A 19,876-nucleotide genomic window follows, 5' to 3' on the forward strand; every position below is an offset into this window, starting at 1 on the left:
CAGGAATAATGAAAGCACTAGTATTGGTAGATAAGCAGAAATGTGAGGTTCAGAATGTTCAAGATCCCACTCCTGATAAAGACGGGATTTTGGTCAAAGTCATGGCAAATGGCGTATGTCGCAGTGACTGGCATTTTTGGTTGCATGGACAACCCGCTAACCGTATTCTGGGGCATGAATTCTGCGGAATCGTAGAGGAAGTAGGCAAGGACGTTACTCATTTTAAAAAGGGAGATCGGGTGGTGGTACCCTTTATCGGAAGTGATGGTACATGCCCTTACTGTCTCAGCGGCAAATCAAATCTGTGTGACTCTCGTTCCTTCCCCGGTGCGACCTATGATGGCGGCTACGCGGAATATGTCTCCGTTCCAAAAGGAGACCGAAATGTCATACATCTGCCGGAAGAAATTCCTTTTCTCGATGCATCAGCCTTGGGATGCCGCTTCATGACAGCCTTCCATGGGTTGGTCGATCAAGCGCAAGTGCTACCTGGAGAGTGGGTAGTGATTTATGGATGTGGAGGCCTGGGGCTCTCTGCGATCAACATTGCCGCGGCAATGGGGGCGAATGTAATCGGTGTGGACATACATGATACAAATCTGGAATTGGCCAAGCAGATGGGAGCGGCGTATACCATTAATAGCCGTAAAGCGACCCCCGTCGAAGCCATCATGGAAATCACAAAGGGTGGGGCAGACGTATCCGTCGATTCACTTGGACATTCGGAAACATGCGTAAACTCGATCTTGAGCCTAAAAAAAGACGGGCGTCATCTGCAAGGTGGTATTGTTACGCATGATGGCGGGAACGTTACGCTTCCAGTCACAGAGATGCTCAAGAAAGAGATTCGCTTTATCTCTACCTTTGGCATGCCGGTTCATGGTTATTCCTCCTTGCTGTCCTTCGTTTTACAAGGGAAGCTGGCACCTGGAAAAATGGTCAATCGTGAAGTATCCCTGTCGGAAGTAAATGACCTCTTCGAAGGAATGAGCAATAACACGTTAACGGGAACGTATGTTGTGACAAAATTCGAATAAGAAAAGCCAATCCTAACAGAGACAATTGCAAAGCAGGAGGAAGAGTCTGTCGGATGGTCGGCAGACTCTTTTTTCGCTGACGAAAGGAGTGTTATCCATGCTTAGTATTTTGAATTTCCTCGCATTTTTGGCGATAACGGCCTATGCGGTCTATTTGGCAGCATACTTGGTTAGGAGCAGGGTCATTTTCATCAAGCTAGGCAAGAAATCGCAGCTTCGACCAGATACACGACAGCGAATTCAGGAGTTTATGATCCAAGTTTTCGGACAAAAAAAGCTGTTTAAGGACATGAAAAGCGGGATTATGCATTTCGTGATGTTCTACGGATTCATCATTCTTCAATTTGGGGCAATTGAGCTCATCCTGAAAGGATTTTTCCATGACTTTGCGTATCCAATCGGTGCTCTCCACAAGTATGTCAGTCTCTCGCAGGAGATGACTACCTTTCTGGTATTACTCGCTACGCTCTACGCTTTTTATCGTCGTTACATTGAAAAGTTAAAGCGCTTAAAGCGCGGCCTAAAATCAGGTCTCGTCCTTATTTTCCTCTCCACATTGATGACTTCCATTTTGTTCAGCCTTGCTTTTGAGCACCTGTATATGGGGCGAACAGGGGACATGTATTCGCCCATTTCTGCCCTCATTGCGGGATGGTTTTCGGGGATCAGCACAGAAACAGCAGGGGTTTTGTTCTACATCTTCTGGTGGATTCATCTGATTGTTTTGCTGGTGTTTATGGTGTACGTTCCACAATCCAAGCATGCGCATTTGCTGTTTGCCCCAATTAATGTATTTCTTCGGGATACGAAGCCTGTAGGCAAATTGACGGCCATCGATTTCGAGGATGAAACACAAGAAACATACGGGGTCGGCAAAATTGAGGATTTTCGGCAAAATCAATTGATTGACTTATACGCCTGTGTGGAATGCGGCAGATGTACGAATATGTGTCCTGCTTCGGGTACGGGCAAAACATTGTCGCCAATGGATCTGATCGTAAAAATGCGCGATCATTTAACAGAAAAAGGCGTATCGCTTACTTCAAAGTCACCATGGATACCCTCGCTTTTGACTGCCTCTTCAGCAAATTCGGAGGTAGCAGTCACCAGTGCCGCAGTCAATCTCGTAGGCGATGTCATTACCGAAGAAGAACTGTGGGCTTGTACGACCTGCCGCAACTGTGAAGACCAATGCCCGGTCGCGAATGAGCATGTGGAGAAAATCGTGGACATGCGCCGTTATCTCGTCCTGACAGAAGGCTCTATGCCGCATGAAGCTACACGTTACTTCCAAAACGTAGAGCGACAAAGCAATCCATGGGGAATTAATCGCAAGGAACGTATCAAGTGGCGTGAGGGAAGAGAGGATATCGTGGTTCCGACAGTAAAGGAAGTAGAGGAATTCGAGTACTTCGAGTACTTATTCTTCGTCGGCTCAATGGGTTCATTCGATCTCCGCAGTCAAAAGATTGCCCAAGCTTTCGCGAAAATTATGAACACGGCAGGTGTGAGTTTTGCCATTCTGGGCAATGAGGAGCGTAACTCCGGTGATACCGCTCGGCGTATGGGGAATGAGTTTTTGTTCCAGCAGCTCTGTCAGGAAAACATCGCCCAGTTTCAGGAGCATCAGGTGAAAAAGATCGTGACGATTTGTCCGCATACCTACAACACGTTCAAACATGAATATCCTGAATTTGGCCTGGAAGCAGAAGTCTACCATCACACCGAGGTGATTTGGGAGCTCATTCAGCAAAGACGTATAAAGCCCTCGAAGGAAGTCACCGAAAGCATCGCTTATCATGATTCCTGCTACATCGGGCGCTATAACAACATTTATGATCTGCCTCGTCGAATACTCAAAACGATCCCGGGTGTACAGGTTTTGGAGATGGAACGAAACAGGGAAGACGCGATGTGCTGTGGGGCAGGCGGGGGCATGATGTGGATGGAGGAGACGCAAGGGAAACGCGTGAATATCGCGCGAACAGAGCAAGCTCTCGTCCTCAAACCTACTACGATTGGCAGCAATTGTCCGTATTGCTTGACGATGATGAGCGATGGCGTAAAAGCCAAAGAAGCAGAAGACCTCGTCAAAACTTTAGACATCGCAGAAATTGTGGAGAAGGCTATATAAACAGATGAGAACGACATGCGCTGTCCATTGGCAGGAGGAGCGCATGTTTTTCTGAATTTTAGCTTCCAATGAAAGGAGTGTGTCAGCAATGGGCAGAGTATTGTTTGAAAACGAGCACGAATTACAGCATACAGAGAAAACCATCGACTCCAAATATGTTCAACAACATCTCGCAAATGAACGCACCTATCTTGCCTGGATTCGAACAAGCCTCGCAATCGTTGGATTGGGATTTTTGGCTTACGGCGTCTTATTCCAATCTACATCCAAGTTTGTTCAAGTCGTAACGGATATCATCGGAATCGGTTCTGTTTTATTTGGAGGCTCTATTATTGCATTTGCTACTCGGGATTATGTCAGGAAGCGAAAAGGGATCAATGATGAAACGTTTCGCTCGCCCGTTTCAGGTATCTACCTAGTCTCTACCAGTTTAATTTTTATTACGATGGTTCTCATGGTTTTAGTGGGCATCATATTGTTAACACCGAACTAAAACGTCGAGGAGAAATCTGGTGTTTTTTTGTTTTTTCACCTGACCAATGTGCTCCAATCTTGCATGAAAAGGGTATAATAAATTGGCAAAATGTATCAAGTGTACAGTTACTTCCATTCAAATACATCAATCGAAAAAGGAGATACAATGACAGACAAAAAAACAACGATCAAGCCGGGATGGAACTTCGACAACAGCTATACAACCCTGCCGAAATCATTTTACTCCCGACTGAGCCCACCTCCTGTGCATTCACCGAAGCTCGCTATTCTTAACGAGTCATTGGCAAAGTCGCTCGGGCTGAACGCAGAAGCTCTCCAAAGCGCCGATGCTGTAGCCATGCTCGCGGGAAACGAGGCACCAGAAGGCGCAATGCCTCTCGCACAAGCATATGCCGGACATCAATTCGGTCATTTTACCATGCTGGGTGACGGTCGTGCTCTCCTGCTTGGCGAGCAAATTACACCCTCAGGCGAGCGCTTTGATATCCAACTGAAAGGCTCAGGCAGAACGCCTTATTCACGCGGTGGTGATGGTAGAGCAGCCCTTGGCCCGATGCTGCGCGAATACATTATTAGCGAAGCCATGCATGGACTCGGTATTCCTACTACTCGCAGCCTCGCAGTAGTGACAACCGGCGAGTCTATCTATCGTGAATCCGAGTTGCCTGGTGCCATTTTAACGCGTGTGGCTGCCAGTCATATCAGAGTGGGCACGTTCCAATTCGCGGCAAGATGGTGCTCGATTGAAGATCTCCGCGCGTTAGCTGATTACACCTTGCAAAGACATTTTCCAGAGATAGAAGCAGAAGAAAATCGTTACCTTCTCCTGCTGAAAGGAGTCATCAAGCGTCAAGCGGAGTTGATTGCTAAGTGGCAGCTTGTTGGCTTTATACACGGGGTTATGAACACCGATAACATGGCGATCAGCGGCGAAACCATTGATTATGGTCCTTGTGCTTTCATGGACTCGTATGATCCTGCAACGGTATTTAGCTCCATTGACGTTCAAGGCCGCTACGCTTATGGAAATCAGCCGTACATTGCCGTGTGGAATCTTTCTCGTTTTGCGGAAAGCTTATTGCCGTTGCTGCATGAAAATGAAGAGCAGGCTGTGAAAATTGCCGAAGATGCTCTTGCCGAATTTAGCAAGCTGTATCACAGGCATTGGCTTACAGGTATGCGGGCAAAGCTCGGATTGGTTAACGAAGAGGAGCAAGACGAGGCGTTGATCGAAGGTCTGCTCAACATGATGAAAGAGCATCGTGCAGACTATACGAATACATTCCGTGCGCTCACGCTTAATCAACCAGAAGATACCGTGCTGTTTGGCACGACAGAATTCACGGAGTGGCGTGATCAGTGGGAAGCGCGACTAACGAGACAGCCAGAAGACACCGCTGCGGTACAACAGTTAATGAAAAAGAGTAATCCGGCAGTCATCCCTCGCAACCATCGTGTAGAAGAAGCGTTGGAAGCAGCATGGAAAGAGGGCGACTACACTGTGATGGAACGGCTTTTGGCAGTCCTTTCTGATCCATATGCGTACACGCCTGAACAGGTAGAATATACGACTTTACCAGCGGAATCAGCATGTCGTTACCAAACGTTTTGCGGAACGTAGTAGCAACGCAATCAGAGTCCAACGATCTTTCACACGTTGGACTCTTTTCTCATTCGTCGGATTAGCGCTAAAATATGGAAAGCAAAGAAAAAAGGAGCAATCGTTTTATGGATAAAAAAGCAAAGCAAATCTTGATGAAAACATTTTGGAGCAGCAACGGGTGGAAGAGTCGCCCATACGATTTTTCGGGAGAAGATTTCGAATACGCAAAAAGCAAAGGTCTCATGTTTGACCCGCTAACGATCAGTCACGAGGAGTGCATAGACAAAATCATTGCTCTGCATGAAAAAGTGACGAAAGAGCAAGTCGCCGCAGCATTTTTACACAGTCTATCGACGCGAAAGGTGTACCTGCGCAGCGCCTTGTCTAGCTGGGCTTTGACTCAGTCTTTGACAGCCCATACGTTCGAAAGTAACGTCGGCAAATATATAAATCCAGAAAACGGCACCTATTTCGCCATGTACGGAGACTGCCATCTTTGTGACCGCTACCATATTGCAAGCCGAGAGCAGTATACGAGTGAAGATTTGAATGTATTGAATTTCGAAAGAATCAAGTGGGGCGGCATCCGCCTGAATTACCTTTTGTACGTCATGCTTGATCTGGAGCTATTATGGAAAGAAGAAAATCTTACGGTACAGGAAGAAGATGTAGCCATTCTCCGTCAAGTGCTAGCCATCATCGCGAGCAGTGAACCAACCGATGCCGCCCGTCAATTGGAGAAGCGCCTCCATGGTGTCTTTCCATCTAGCAAGAATGAACGAGATGTGTTCATGGAAATTCTTGCATCCGCAGGGATCTTGGCTCCAAGCAAGGACAGACCAGGGCGTGGCGGGAAGAATGACTTTTTTGCCGTCGTGAATTGGCGGGGGGAAGATAGCTATTCCGAGCAAGCTGTACAGAATTTCTTTAGTCCGTGGCTGTAAAGAACGGAAAATCTAGGAATAAAGAAGGGTGCCATCTATACGCGAAGTGTGTATAATATTGGAAAAGCATGTCGAAATTATGTTTTTATTGAAAGGAGGTGAGATATAAGTGAAAAAGAAATTAATCGTCCTGTCAGGCATTGCGGGCAGTGGCAAAAGCAAGTGGGCACAAGAAATTGCCAAAAAGGAACGGGCAACCATCGTGTCTACGGATGAAATTCGCCAAAACTTATTCGGTGATGAGCGAAAACAAAAAAAGTCAGCGCAAGTATTTTTTGAGGTTTATTCGAAAATCGCAACGGAGCTGGCGAATGGAAAGAATGTCATCTTAGATGCAACCAATATTGACAGAGAGAAAAGAATGAAGGTCCTTGCCAAATTTCCCGATGTCCAAAAAGAATGTTATTACGTCGATGTTCCCTATTCTGTATGCCTGGAGCGAAATCGATCCCGAAAGAGAACCGTAGACGAATACATCGTGGCAAAGATGCGGAAGAACTTCCATTTTCCCATTAAGAATGAAGGCTGGGATCACATTCATCTCTTGCACGAACCAGTTCCTTATGCCATTGAAAAAGAAGAGTTCGTTCAATTGCTTCAAAATGAACCCTCCTATGAAGAGCTGTTCGACAGGTTGAATGCCATTCCGATTTTCAAGGAAATGTATCAGTTTAATCAGGAAAACCCTTATCATCAGTACCCTTTGTGCAAGCATACCTATCATGTTTTCGATTACGTAAACGCCTTTTACACGGAAGAAGACAAATTTCTCATGCAAGTGGTCGCCTTGTTTCACGATACAGGAAAACCATTTTGCAAAACCTACAAGCCGATGAAAGGCCATTACTCCTACTACGGACATGAGCATGTTTCTGCGCAAATTGCTTGCCATTTCTTAAAAGAATTAGGATTCGAAGATGATTTTATCTTCGAAGTCGTCAACCTGATTCAAATGCACATGAAGATTAACTACGGAACGCAGCAAGATATTTCCGAGATTTATCATTTGTTGGGCGATGAGTACCTATGGAAGCTATACTTTTTCAAGGAAGGAGATGCCTATGCCAAATAAGGAGGTGAATAACGATGTTGAAAAAATACCCGAGAACCTTTCATTTACCCTGGTCAAGAAGTAGAACCGACGATGATAAAATCTTGAGATCAGTACGTCACTTCGAGGGAAAAGAAGTAGTCGTGACAGAGAAGCTGGATGGAGAAAATACCACGCTGTACCGAAACCATATCCACGCAAGGTCACTGGATAGCAAAGATCATGCATCTAGACATTGGGTAAAGATGCTGCACGGGACGATTTCGTTTCATATCCCGGAAGGCTGGAGAATTTGCGGGGAAAATGTATTTGCACTGCACTCCATCTATTACGAACACCTAACGAGCTATTTCTATGTTTTCTCAATCTGGAATGAAAATAATGAATGCTTGTCATGGGATGAAACGGTAGAATGGGCCGATCTACTTGGCTTAGAAACAGCACCTGTCTTATACAAAGGGATTTGGAAGGAAGAGACCGTAAAAAGTTGCTACACCAAACAATCTGTCTTCGGCGGAGAACAAGAGGGGTACGTGGTACGAGTAACGGAGAGGTTTCCGTACGAAGATTTTAAACAATCTGTCGCCAAGTTTGTGCGCAAAAATCATGTGCAAACTGACCAGCACTGGTTATCGAAGCCAGTCGTTCCGAATGGGATAGCACAAACCGATTAAAGACTTTTGAGTAGAAGGGAATGAGAACGATGTAATTTGCTGAGTGGTATTGACCGTCTAATAGAGTATCCAAATTTCATTTTGGCTATTGTTAAGACAGTCATTACATAGGAGGTAAGAGAGATGAGCGAAGAAATGAACGAAGAATTGTCGTCAGCGGGCTGGGATGCCATTGATCAGGAGATGAGAAAGATTTATGGAGAGCAGGAGCCTAAGCATTACGGGACGCTTATCTCGTATGCGCTGGGTGGTCACGATCCATTGGATGGAATAAGCGCCTACATATCACACGAGCCTTACCCGCATTGGCATTTTGTGACCTATGGATTTACCGAGTTGTATGAAAAAGAGTCCGAGAATGAAGAGGAAAGCGGTTTTGGCTTTGAATTGACGTTTCGATTGGCGCGAAAGGACGACGAGGAAGAACCGCCTGCCTGGGCGCTGAATCTGCTTCAAAATATGGGGCGTTACGTATTCAACACGGGCAATGTGTTTCAAGCAGGTGATCATTTGGATGCAAACGGTCCGATATGCTTGGGCGCTGATACACAACTGACTGCGCTCGCTTTTGTCACGGACCCACAGCTTGCCGAAATCGATACGCCGAATGGTCGGGTGCAATTCATGCAAATGGTCGGGATCACAGGTGATGAACTCGATGCGATGATGGCTTGGAATACACGTGGCGTACTCCAATCTGGCTTGCCGTACATGCCTTCCTACATAACCGATCTCGAGCGGGATTCTCTCCTTCGCAACTCTACAGTTTCTGATGCTGTTCAAAAAGGAATGGAAGAGGAAGGTTCCAACACTGCCTATTTGTTTGTCAGCCAGCTAGGATGGGAGCCTGGTAAAAAGGGCTTCTTGAAAAAAACGCCTTCGACCCTGAGGTTAGGAGCTAAGCAAGCGGAAGTCATCGGAAAAATTCTACGCGGACGTATGCGAAAAGGGGAAAGCCTGAGCCTGGTGGGATCTGATGTCCGAGTTGTATTTGAGGCAGGAGAAAAGCCCGAATGTATTCCAGGAGAAGATGTCATTCGCATTATTCTTGATGATGCGACAACGATTGCACTTACCAAGCAGCTACTTCCAAAGGAAAGCAGCTTTGAGATCCCTTCCCTGAATGGAATTGCCATCAACATTGTGAAAACCAATATTACCGATAGCGAGGGCAATGTCGTCAAGGTTATAGGTTAAGTCGGCAGCGCTGTTTTTGGCGAGGAGGAGAGTTAGTCAATGCATCAGGCAGCAGAAGCTTTTCTAAACGAAGTATGGACTTCCATCCAAGAAATTTATAAAAAAGAGAACCAGCGGATCAACGAGATCAACGACTGGAGTCTATTGCAGGCGGGAGTCAAAGACTATTTGAGAGTGGCGTGGAGAAAAGGAAAACTCAATTGGGCCAATGGCAAAATCCACGTGGATGTCCATGAACCATTCAGTTGGAGTGACGACTCATACAAATACGATGCGGGCTCTTACATTGAGGAGCTTACAGAGGAAATGCTCACGCAAGAGTTTTTTCCCGCACTGTGTGAACGAATGGAATCCCTTTTTCATTCCACCGACTATGATTCTCACTTTTTTGATTACCGCTTCGAGCTTGTCTTCGAATTCGAGTGGAAACAATCTGTGCAATGCCATTCTCGCCATTTCGTAAACGAGCGAAAACGCGAGAGTCTAAAACAAGCACTGAATCAATTTATCGAGATAAAAATTAAAGCGGAGCTTCCTGTACGTCCGAAAGAAAAAGACGATTTCTTCTTCGCCCATTGTCTCGTCAATCCCGATTTGATGGAACAAAAGCAGGAGGTTATAGAACCGCTCATCCAGCGTCTTAGCGAAAAGCTGCGCTCCAATAAAGAACGCAGTGATTCGTGGATATACCACTCTACTTTGGCTTTAAAAGGCTGGGCGGATAAGCGTTTTTTAGTCAAATTTTTCGATCGTACCGGGCATTATGGATTGGATTGGGTTTTGAAACCTGAGCAGGAACGTCAGGAACCAAAAACAGAGGAGCTGGACTTTTTCCTGTACGTCGCTCTCGCAATAGGTAACAAGGAACCGGACACTCGCAAGAATTATCTGGACCTCGCTGTTCAGCTTGGCTCCAAGCAGGCTGCGGACTTTGTAAAACGGGGCAGCGGTCGCTTTGAAAACGAGTATAAAAGCAGTCTGATTCAAGCAAGCGCCAATGACGTTTTGCAAGCGATCGACATCCGGATCGTAACTGAGGAAGAAGCCGCGTACGGTGAAGCCATTGATTTTATCAACGGCCTTTTGCGTGAAGGCTTTCCCAAAGGGTACAAGCTCAAGCTGAAGAGCAGCGAAAAGCACTACCTACCAGTAAAAAAGCTGGCGAAGTCAGGTCTCCACCAGTTTTTTGCCAATGCGTCCCGTTATCCTGGCTTATACCCGAAAATCGCAGAATATGCAGAGCTTGCGATGGAGGAGTTTGCGTGGTACGGGGATGTAGAGCCTAGTGAGAAATCCGTTATGCCTGGTACCTATGCGGTATTGGCTCTTGGCTTGTCTAGCAACGATTATTTTCCACTTGTTCGTCGTTATATGGAGCTGGTCGACACGGAGCATCAGTCTGCCCAGGATGATTTTGCTATTGCTTTTATGGAGGCGCATGGTGTAACCGTAGAGAATATGCCGGTACTCGTCTCTCTGGTGCTTGGCAGTAGCGACTCGGCGAAGCCTTTGAAAAATATCACCATCGATCGTGCAGAACTGGTGGATACCCTCATAGGAGAGCTTGCAGCGATGGAAGATTACCTGCGGGAAACCGTTATTTATCGCCTTTTCGGCGGGAATAAGAAGCTCGCACAGGCAGTAAAAAAGGAATCTTCCCCCATCAAAGACAAGCTTGCACAATTGCTAGCCTTGGTCGAATAGCTTGATTGACATTATTTAGAAGGCCATGCTATATTGAAGACGGTGAATCATTTGCGCAATTGTTTATTTATTGGAAAAGCCAATTCCATAATAAATAAACAAGAAGCCAAATTCACCCGCAAATGTATAGCTTGAATCCCTGTATGGTCTATTTTTCATATAGCGATTTCTAGTACGAGAGCAAGATGCTTCTGTTTATTAGACAGGAGCATCTTTTTTTGTTGTCAAAAAAAGGGGGTGATACAGATGAACAAAGAGTAAATGACGAGAAACGTAAAAACGAAATGGGGAATCCAAATGGTAGAACTGCACAATATCACGATTACCACCAAAAAAGACGGTAGGACTCTCATTCAAAATTTGCATCTGACCCTGCAACTCGGCGACAAGATTGCCATCATCGGGGAAGAGGGAAATGGAAAAAGCAGCTTATTAAAATTAATATACGCGGAACAAATGATTGCCGAGTACTGCACATTTGTAGGTAAAGTGTTGCGAAACGAATGTTCCATGGGTTTACTTGCACAGGAGCTATCGGACGAAGAAAAACAAATGACCATTTCGGACTTTTTTGCCGAAAATCAATGGAGCAAAGAACTGGTGAGAGCGATGGATGATCTCGGCATTCATGCATTGGATTCAGATAAAAAGATGGGTGTTCTGTCCGGTGGTGAGCGTTTCAAATACCGCTTTTTAAGTCTCCTTGCTCAGAAGCCTGATGTTCTATTGCTGGACGAACCGACGAATGATTTGGATATTCAAACGATGGAATGGCTGGAAGAATTTATTCAACAGACGGCATGAACCACTTGAGTAAACAAGAAACGATAGCCAGGAAGCAAGTTTCTGATCATAGAAAGCAAATGGAGAAATGGCATGACGTTTGGAATAAGGCAGAACATCAACATCGGAATGTATCCCGGTCAGACCCGCGATTGCAAAAGAAAATCAAGTCACTAAAAAATCAAAGAGAGCGCATGGAGAAAGCATCGGAAACGTTTGTAGAGGCACCAAGTGTAGAAGAAGCAAGCGAATTCCGATTTGATTCTACGGTACATGTGCACGGCAGTAAACAAATCCTCGACTTTTCATTGGAAGTACTGCAAATAGCGAACAAACAGCGATCGAAACAGATTCATTTATCTATCAAGGGGCAAGAAAAAGTCGCGATTATTGGGGAAAATGGGATCGGAAAAACGACGTTGTTAAAAAAGATCATGGATGAGCTAATCCAGTACTCCTCATTAAAGATCGGTTATATGCCCCAAAACTATGAAGACCGGCTGGATTCGACTAAAACACCGATTGAATACTTGGAAACTACGGGAATTAAAGATGCGATTACAAAAGCGTATACGCATTTAGGCAGTATGAAATTTACAAAAGATGAGATGCATCAGCCCATTAAAAACTTGTCTGGGGGACAGAAAGCGAAATTGCTCCTGGTAAAAATGATTTTGGATCAATGCGAAATATTGATACTGGATGAACCGACCCGAAACTTCAGTCCTTTGACAACTCCTGTTCTGTGCCGCGCCTTAATGGCTTTTGACGGTGTGATTATCAGTATTTCACATGATCGACGGTATTTACATGAAGTCGCAACAACTGTTTATGAACTAACTTCCGACGGTCTCACGAAAATAAAATAAGGGATAGGAGCGGAATCATTGCTACATGGTTGACATTGCTATTTGAATTCAATATACTGACTTTAATTTCATATGAAACATACGTTGAAAGAGCCCAGTAGCAGCTTATTCCCTGTCCTAGAAAGCCGGGGGTTGATGGAACCCGGTACACAATAAGCGAGCGAATTACACTCTGGAGTATCTCGGGTAATGCCGAGCGGAATCGCGAACGATAACTCGCTACGAGTGGCATGAATGGCCTGCGTTAACGCTTGGGTCCATTGGTGCAAGATGGGTGGTAACACGGTTATTCAATCGTCCCTATGTCTACAATAGACAAGGGGCGATTTTTTGTTTTTTACCATAGGAGATTGAAGGAGTGTATGGCAGTGAATATTATCGACGAACTCGAATGGCGCGAAGCCATCAATCAGCAAACAGATGCAGAAGGACTGCGAGAATTAACGAATGAAAAAGCAGTCTCGTTATATTGTGGCGTCGATCCAACAGGTGACAGCATGCATATCGGTCACTTGATTCCTTTCATGGTACTGAAACGCTTCCAGCTCGCTGGTCATCGTCCGGTCATTTTGATCGGTGGTGCAACAGGTACGATTGGCGATCCGAGTGGCCGTCAATCCGAGCGTTCTTTGCAAACACTGGACCAGATTCAGGAGAACGTAGAAGCGCTCACAGCACAAATGAAGAAGCTGTTCGTAACAGAAGGCGACAACCAAATCCGTTTGGTGAACAACTACGACTGGACGCACAAAATCAATGTCATTGAATTTTTGCGGGATTACGGTAAAAACTTCAGCATCAATACGATGCTTGCCAAGGATGTTGTGTCGAGCAGACTGGAAAGCGGCATTTCGTTTACGGAGTTTTCCTATCAAATTCTGCAATCGCTGGATTACCTGCATCTGTACAAACATGAAGATGTTCAGCTGCAAATCGGCGGTTCCGACCAATGGGGCAACATCACTAGCGGCCTCGATCTGATCCGCAAAAAAGAAGGATCAGAAGCAAAAGCATTCGGTCTCACTATTCCTCTGATGCTGAAGGCAGATGGTACGAAATTCGGTAAGACAGCAGGAGGAGCCATCTGGCTCGATCCAAACAAAACAACTCCATTCGAATTCTACCAGTTCTGGGCGAATACCGATGACCGCGATGTTGTGAAATATTTGAAATACTTTACGTTCCTCTCGAAAGAGCAAATTGAAGAGCTGGCTGAAAAAGTACAGTCTGAGCCACATAAACGCGAGGCGCAAAAAGCGCTGGCTGAGGAAATGACGAGATTTGTCCACGGCGAGGAATTGCTGGAGCAGGCGAAGCGCATTACAGCAGCTTTGTTTACTGGTGATATTAAATCGCTATCGGCAGATGAGATCGAGCAAGGCTTCAAAGAAATGCCGACGTTCGAATCAACCCTCGAAACGAAGAACATTGTCGACTGGCTCGTCGAGGTCGGCATTGAGCCATCCAAGCGTCAAGCACGTGAGGATATTACAAAAGGCGCTATCTCCATGAATGGCGAGCGCGTTACCGATCTGGAACTGGAAGTCACGCCAAGTCTCGCTATTGGCGGCCGCTTCATCATTATCCGCAAAGGCAAGAAAAACTACAGCTTGGTAAAATTGTCTCAATAGATGAAGGAATAAGAAGCTTCCCTGGAACCGCTAGGGAAGCTTTTTCTTGTATTTGTGGTCACTGATTTTACTTTTATTTCGGGAGTGCCATACTATCCACTTTGTTCGCAGCAATAACCGCAACTGCATTCGGCTCCAAATCGAACCAAAAGATAAGATCGCCATCCGCTTTCTTCTGCGACGGCTTCATCCCGTTCACATAGACTTCCGAAACTTTTGTCGCCATGGAAAGACCAGAAATTTTGCGCATGCCATCATTGTGCAGAACAATAGAGCCGTTTGGTGCATATTCCATTCTGACTTGAGAGAGGGCGAGCCAATAATCCATGATTTCACGCACGGTCGACAAATGCAATTTGCCTTGATCGCGCAGCGCATTCATTCGTTTCAATAAGCGGTCAAAATCGGGATGAATGATCCAGTTACCTTTGGCATCTCGAATGACAAATTTCCCGCCTTGCTTTTTGGAAGGAATTCTTGCCAAGTAGGTATGATTGATAAAAACGCCACGATTTTGAATGAGCTGCTGGAGATTTTGTTCCCGATACAGATACAGTGTATCTTCCGGAATGATGGCAGCCGACCAGGAATAAAACGGGCCAGTCACAGTCGGATGCGTCCAATAAAGAGGGGTGCGCAGGGCGTCGCCTCTTTGGGTTTGGTACAGATCAAGTCCATTATTTGGATTGGCGATATCTTCTGAACTGTAGTGCCAAAAATACGAAGTGCCGTATTTTTCCCATTGATGCGCCAAGTAATTCGCAGTTTGGTTGTCGAGCGCGTTAAACGCAAAGCTGGATTTCAAATACCCATGGTCAATCCATGTACGGCTTTGGAAATGATCTTTCATTACTTGCAACGCATCTTCCGTAGTCTTTTGATAGTGCCTTATTTCGTAAGGATAGAGGGTATGTAAACCAATATCATTACCGTTCCGATTCAGATCATCCAGAAACTGTAAAAATTCAGGGCATTGCGCAATGGCGACATTGACAGGCGATTTCGCTTGAAAATACGGATTTGAGTAAAACACGCTTTTCGTAACCGGAATCCGGTGTTTGACAAAACCGCCTGTCGCTTGTGCCGACGATGTAATCTTCTCGGAGCCGAAATAAACTGCCCGATTCGTTTTCAGCGTCTGCTCGTCAGCATGCTCTGTCCATACGTGTGTCGCCAAAAAACCAGAAGGCTGACTCATAAATCGCGGCATGAGCTTCGGTTGATACCCAACTACCAGGGAGAATGAATTCGTCCGTTCATCATTTGCACGATATTCGGAAGCGTGGCGGACTTTTCCGACTTGATTCGTAGAGCCTTGCTGTACGTACCTGTGATCATTCATGTGATCCAGATTCACGATGAGCTGTTTTTGCGTTGCATTCAATTCAAGTGACGACACGTTGGGGGCATGGTACAAAAAAGCTGCTTGCTTCCCTTGACCAAATTTCGCGCCTTGGCGATCCAGCCAGTAAGAAGCTTGGAATTTTTTTTTGTCCACTTTCCGATTCTTGCGGTATACTTCTGTTACTTTTGGCTTGAATTGCAGGGCGAACGCCTCTCGAAAAACCTTTGTCACTTGCTTGTAGCTGGTTTTTACGGTGACATCGATGGCAGGGCTATTTTTTTGCAATTTATATTGTGTTGTAACCACTGCAATCGGAGTATGACCTGTGACGATGACCGTGTTACCAGTAGTCGTCTCCTGTTGTTCCACTTTTACGTCATCGCATTTGCGAACCCATTGGCTGCCCCGTTTGATAAAAATGTTCCGGTCGATGACTTTCGTCGTAGCAGGAGAGAAATACACGTCATTTCCACGGACGGCAGTCACTTTAGCCTGATGGACAAGTGGAGCATTCATTCTGCCGCCAAACGATTCGGAGCGAATTTCGATGGCTGCCCCTGGTTGAAATGGTGGACTTTGATCCAACGTTATTTGATTGGCTCCTTTCGGAAGGGAAGGAGTCATTGCATTGTAGATGGTGCCATATTCGGCTTGGTACTGAATAGAAGAGAGGATTTCATTTTTCGCCAGATCGGTAATGCGGACATTACCTGCCTCATCCCAGCTAAACACATAATACGGATTTTGAAAGGAGGATTCCTTTGCAAGAGTAGGTATTGGAAAATAAAATACCAAGAAAAGCAATAATAAGAAGTGAATGGCGGAAAACCTTTTTGCCAGCATGATTTTCTCCTTTTGTACGATGATATAGGTTAGACGAATGTGCACGGAAAAAGCCACAAGGTAACCCATCATGATTTAGACCTTCTCAAACAGCAAGAAAAGATATATAATTAATTAAATTAATTAACTAATACAAAGGAGCTAACATGTACCCGTTCTTTTCAAAAGTCGCATTCACACATCGTATGTACAATAACCAATTGCAAGAGGAGTTACTTCCATTCGGTATATCCGTCACGCAATGGGCGTTAATTCGTTATCTGAAAAATAACGGTTCGGTTACTTTTAGCGACGTCGCCGATTATTGGCAAGTAGAGAAGCCGGCCATTACACCCATTGCGCAAAAATTAGCTGCGCGTGAAATCATTTCGATTTCATCAGGTGCAGACAAACGGCAAAAAATTATGTATTTGTCAGAGAAAGGTGAAGCGCTACATAAGACGATTATGGAAGCGACTGATCCGTTCTTGGAAGAAATATTGGAGGGCATCTCACCAGAAGAAAGAGACGCAGCTGCCGCAGCTCTAGAAAAAATAATCATGAACCTAAAGAGAAGAGGGTAAGTAGTGAAAAAGGATAGGCTTTGGACGAAAGAGTTCGTTATTGTTTCTTTCATCAATTTTCTTTTGACACTTATGTTTTTCTTACTAATGGTTACGATTGCTTCGTATGCCAAAACAGAATTTCACGTTTCAACCAGTTTAGCCGGATTGGTCTCCAGTATCTTTATCATTGGTGCTTTGATTGGCCGACTACTCACCGGTAGAGCCATTAGTCATATTGGTACGAAAAAAACGCTTTGGATTGGGTTAGCATTTTTTGCGGTCACCTCGTTGCTTTACTTTTTTGCCGTCCATATCAGCTTTTTACTGGTAAATCGATTGCTGCAAGGAATTGCCGTTGGTATTGCCAGTACAGCAACAGGTACCATTATTGCTCAAATATTGCCAGCGTCTCGCAAGGGCGAGGGGATTGGCTATTACAGTTTAAGTGCGATTTTAGCCACCGCGATTGGTCCTTTTCTCGGCATGATCTTATTGCGGCTTGAAAATGGTTTCACCTGGATCTTTACGATGAATGTTGTGTTTTCCCTGATTTGTTTGATGTTTTATGCCATGGCAAAAATCGATGTTCCGCTTCCTTCCACAAGTGTGAAAGAGGAAGCAAAAGGTTCTCTGCTTTCGAAATTCATCGAGCCGAAAGCCTTGCCGATTTCATTCATTGCTTTATTAATCGGCTTCAGCTATTCGGGTGTCTTGTCATTTCTATCGTTTTATGCGGAAGAAATTAATCTCTCCCCAGCTTCGAGTTATTTCTTTTTGGTGTATGCCATTGTCATTATCCTCTCGCGACCATTCTCAGGAAAACTAATGGACGCAAGAGGGGCGAACATCGTGACATACCCCAGCCTGGTGATATTTGCTGCTGGGATGCTTCTCTTCAGTCAAGCCTCAACTTCCTGGATGCTGCTGCTATCTGCTGCATTGATTGGAGTAGGCTTCGGTAACTTTAACTCCATTGCCCAAACGGTGGCTGTGAAGGTGACAGCTCCGCATCGCTTTGGATTAGCAACCTCTACTTACTACATTATGTATGATCTAGGATTAGGAATCGGGCCCTATCTACTCGGATTTATCGTTCCGCATACAGGATATCGTACGATTTTCGTCGGAATGGTTGCTTTCATCCTTTTCAGTATCCCACTTTATCACTGGCTACACGGCAAACGAGATCGGGAATTGATACGTGCTACCTAACTTATCCAAGTAAAAAAGGGGGAGTTTGGCCCCCTATAGTAGAAATGCAGGCTGCCGTTAGTCGGTAGCCTGTTATCTTTTCCAGCAGTGTTTTTGTTACGCATGATTGTGGAAAGTTAGAGGGAAGTTTTAGTGAAAGTAGAAAAATGATAACGACCGGTTAAAAAACATAGTATACTTTTGGGTGGACATATTAATGGAAAAGTTTATGAACAAACAGGTCAACTTAGAACTCACAAAGGTTAGGAGTCAGCTAGAAAATGATGGAGAAAGTACACTGGCGAGATATAAAGAAATACATTATGATCGCGACTTACACCGTATTGCTGTTTGCAGTGGTCTGGAATTTTCCTTCTGTAAAGTCATTCATCTATGAAATATTTGACTTATTAGATCCTGTGATTTATGGGATTGCCATTGCTTACATCTTGAACATTTTAATGAGATTTTATGAAGAAAGACTTTTCTCACCCCTCAACCGCGGTAACAATCGAATCTGGTTAAAAGTAAGGCGTCCTTTTTCAATCCTGTTAACTCTGGCGACTGTCCTGGTATTTTTTACATTTCTCATGTGGTTTATTGTCCCACAGCTTCTCACGAGTGTTTCCATGCTCGCGGCAAGTATTCCGAATGACATGCAATCATTAAAGGCTTTCGTTGATGGTTTTGCAGAGAGGTTTAACTTGTCCGGTGATTTATGGAATACACTTATGGTGAAGTGGAATGAAATTGTAAATAAGTTAGGCCATTTTTTCCTAACTTCCATCCCTGTATTACTGACGTACACGAAAATGTTTACCGTTAGCTTTATCGATGTCATCATGGGGCTGATGTTGTCCGTCTATTTGCTTCTCTATAAGGAAAAGTTGACGCTCATTGCGAAAAAACTCGTTTATGCCTACGCGTCAAAAGCAAAGGCGGATCGTGCTGTAGAAATTGGACAAATCACCAATCGCGCTTTTAGTGGCTTTATCTCAGGTCAGCTAACAGAGGCTCTCATTCTTGGCGGGCTTTGTTTTGTAGGTATGTGGGCGTTTAACATGCCGTATGCACTGCTTGTGAGTGTGATCATTGGCGTAACGAGCATCATTCCGATTTTTGGTGCTTATATCGGGACGATTCCGAGTGCCTTTATTATTTTAATGATCGATCCCGTGAAGGCTATTTGGTTCATTGTCTTTATTCTTGTCTTGCAGCAAATTGAAGGTAATTTTATCTATCCAAGAGTGGTAGGTAATTCAATCGGATTGGATGGCTTATGGGTGATAGTAGCCTTATTGGTTGGGGGAGCATTGTTCGGGTTGATGGGAATGCTGCTGGGAATCCCTGCTTTTGCCGTCGTATATACCCTCGTCAGAAGCACGACGAACAAGCGACTGAAGGACAAGAATATTTTCCTGAAAGAATAGGTGTCCACCGTTTCGATCCCGCAATGAAATCGTAATTCAAAAGGCTCACACTTTCGAATGAACCTAGAAAGTGTGAGCCTTTTTTGTAGGGATTGAAGAGTGGTTTAGGTAAAAAGTAATGCGATTAACAAAAATTTCCTATTTTTTAACTGATTTCCAAAACACTCTCTGTTATAATGAATAACAGTTTCTCAAACAGGTGCATATGAATACGTTATTCTGCTGGATTGTAAGGAGGTGTGCAGGCCAGCACATTTGTTTTCAGGTAACGTATTTACATCGTTCGAAATGGTCAGGAATCATGTCCTGAATCCATTAGGCTAGAGGACTAGAGTACATGTTTTGACCAAAAAATGGAAAGTGACTTTTGTCCTGAAAACTGCTTTGAGCAAACAGGGAA

At 44.8% G+C, this 19,876-nt stretch carries 16 protein-coding genes; 15 read left to right on the top strand and 1 reads right to left on the bottom strand.

Annotated features, from left to right (window positions below; all coding sequences use genetic code 11):
• Window positions 1-8: 8 nt before the first annotated feature.
• The 12 genes from ACM6JA_RS16130 to tyrS all read left to right on the top strand — a co-directional run bounded on the left by ACM6JA_RS16130 (window position 9) and on the right by tyrS (window position 14,122).
• Complete coding sequence (locus ACM6JA_RS16130; protein ID WP_414853095.1) at window positions 9-1,037, top strand: alcohol dehydrogenase catalytic domain-containing protein; 1,029 nt, start codon at window positions 9-11, stop codon at window positions 1,035-1,037.
• 97 nt (window positions 1,038-1,134) lie between these two features.
• Window positions 1,135-3,171 carry a (Fe-S)-binding protein gene (locus tag ACM6JA_RS16135; protein WP_414853096.1) on the top strand — a complete coding sequence of 679 codons (2,037 nt, stop codon included), beginning with the start codon at window positions 1,135-1,137 and terminating at the stop codon, window positions 3,169-3,171.
• Window positions 3,172-3,259: 88 nt separating this feature from the next.
• Window positions 3,260-3,664 (top strand): YidH family protein, encoded by a 405-nt coding sequence (locus tag ACM6JA_RS16140; RefSeq protein WP_414853097.1) that lies wholly within the window; start codon window positions 3,260-3,262, stop codon window positions 3,662-3,664.
• A gap of 147 nt (window positions 3,665-3,811) precedes the next feature.
• Window positions 3,812-5,287, top strand: coding sequence for a protein adenylyltransferase SelO (locus ACM6JA_RS16145; protein WP_414853098.1), 1,476 nt, complete (start codon window positions 3,812-3,814; stop codon window positions 5,285-5,287).
• Between the two features lie 107 nt (window positions 5,288-5,394).
• Window positions 5,395-6,213: a hypothetical protein gene (locus ACM6JA_RS16150; protein ID WP_414853099.1), complete on the top strand. Its 819-nt coding sequence runs from the start codon at window positions 5,395-5,397 to the stop codon at window positions 6,211-6,213.
• 109 nt (window positions 6,214-6,322) lie between these two features.
• On the top strand, window positions 6,323-7,285 hold the full coding sequence (locus ACM6JA_RS16155) for an AAA family ATPase (protein ID WP_414853100.1): 963 nt from the start codon (window positions 6,323-6,325) through the stop codon (window positions 7,283-7,285).
• Window positions 7,286-7,299: 14 nt separating this feature from the next.
• Window positions 7,300-7,938 carry an RNA ligase family protein gene (locus ACM6JA_RS16160; protein ID WP_414853101.1) on the top strand — a complete coding sequence of 213 codons (639 nt, stop codon included), beginning with the start codon at window positions 7,300-7,302 and terminating at the stop codon, window positions 7,936-7,938.
• A gap of 135 nt (window positions 7,939-8,073) precedes the next feature.
• Window positions 8,074-9,135: a suppressor of fused domain protein gene (locus tag ACM6JA_RS16165; RefSeq protein ID WP_414853144.1), complete on the top strand. Its 1,062-nt coding sequence runs from the start codon at window positions 8,074-8,076 to the stop codon at window positions 9,133-9,135.
• A 39-nt stretch (window positions 9,136-9,174) separates the two neighbouring features.
• Window positions 9,175-10,839: a DUF6138 family protein gene (locus ACM6JA_RS16170; RefSeq protein ID WP_414853102.1), complete on the top strand. Its 1,665-nt coding sequence runs from the start codon at window positions 9,175-9,177 to the stop codon at window positions 10,837-10,839.
• Between the two features lie 261 nt (window positions 10,840-11,100).
• A complete protein-coding gene (locus ACM6JA_RS16175) occupies window positions 11,101-11,643 on the top strand; it encodes an ATP-binding cassette domain-containing protein (protein WP_414853103.1) in 543 nt (180 codons plus the stop codon).
• Entirely contained in the window at window positions 11,640-12,491 is an 852-nt protein-coding gene (locus ACM6JA_RS16180; protein WP_414853104.1) for an ATP-binding cassette domain-containing protein, read from the top strand. The genes ACM6JA_RS16175 and ACM6JA_RS16180 overlap by 4 nt, the downstream gene beginning before the upstream one ends.
• Window positions 12,492-12,859: 368 nt before the next feature.
• Window positions 12,860-14,122, top strand: a complete 1,263-nt coding sequence (gene tyrS, locus ACM6JA_RS16185) for a tyrosine--tRNA ligase (RefSeq protein WP_414853145.1) — start codon at window positions 12,860-12,862, stop codon at window positions 14,120-14,122.
• A gap of 73 nt (window positions 14,123-14,195) precedes the next feature.
• Here the strand turns inward: tyrS and ACM6JA_RS16190 are convergent, their stop codons facing one another.
• Window positions 14,196-16,382, bottom strand: coding sequence for a hypothetical protein (locus ACM6JA_RS16190; RefSeq protein ID WP_414853105.1), 2,187 nt, complete (start codon window positions 16,380-16,382; stop codon window positions 14,196-14,198).
• 113 nt (window positions 16,383-16,495) lie between these two features.
• Between ACM6JA_RS16190 and ACM6JA_RS16195 the strand changes: the two genes are divergently transcribed.
• The 3 genes from ACM6JA_RS16195 (at window position 16,496) to ACM6JA_RS16205 (ending at window position 19,476) form a co-directional block, all read left to right on the top strand.
• Window positions 16,496-16,873: a MarR family winged helix-turn-helix transcriptional regulator gene (locus ACM6JA_RS16195; RefSeq protein WP_414853106.1), complete on the top strand. Its 378-nt coding sequence runs from the start codon at window positions 16,496-16,498 to the stop codon at window positions 16,871-16,873.
• Between the two features lie 3 nt (window positions 16,874-16,876).
• The gene (locus ACM6JA_RS16200; RefSeq protein WP_414853107.1) at window positions 16,877-18,067 is read left to right on the top strand and encodes an MFS transporter; all 1,191 of its coding nucleotides are present in this window, start codon (window positions 16,877-16,879) and stop codon (window positions 18,065-18,067) included.
• A gap of 260 nt (window positions 18,068-18,327) precedes the next feature.
• Window positions 18,328-19,476, top strand: a complete 1,149-nt coding sequence (locus tag ACM6JA_RS16205; protein ID WP_414853108.1) for an AI-2E family transporter — start codon at window positions 18,328-18,330, stop codon at window positions 19,474-19,476.
• Window positions 19,477-19,876 lie beyond the last annotated feature (400 nt).

The organism is Brevibacillus sp. IT-7CA2 (assembly GCF_949767855.1).
Classification (GTDB): Bacteria; Bacillota; Bacilli; order Brevibacillales; family Brevibacillaceae; genus Brevibacillus.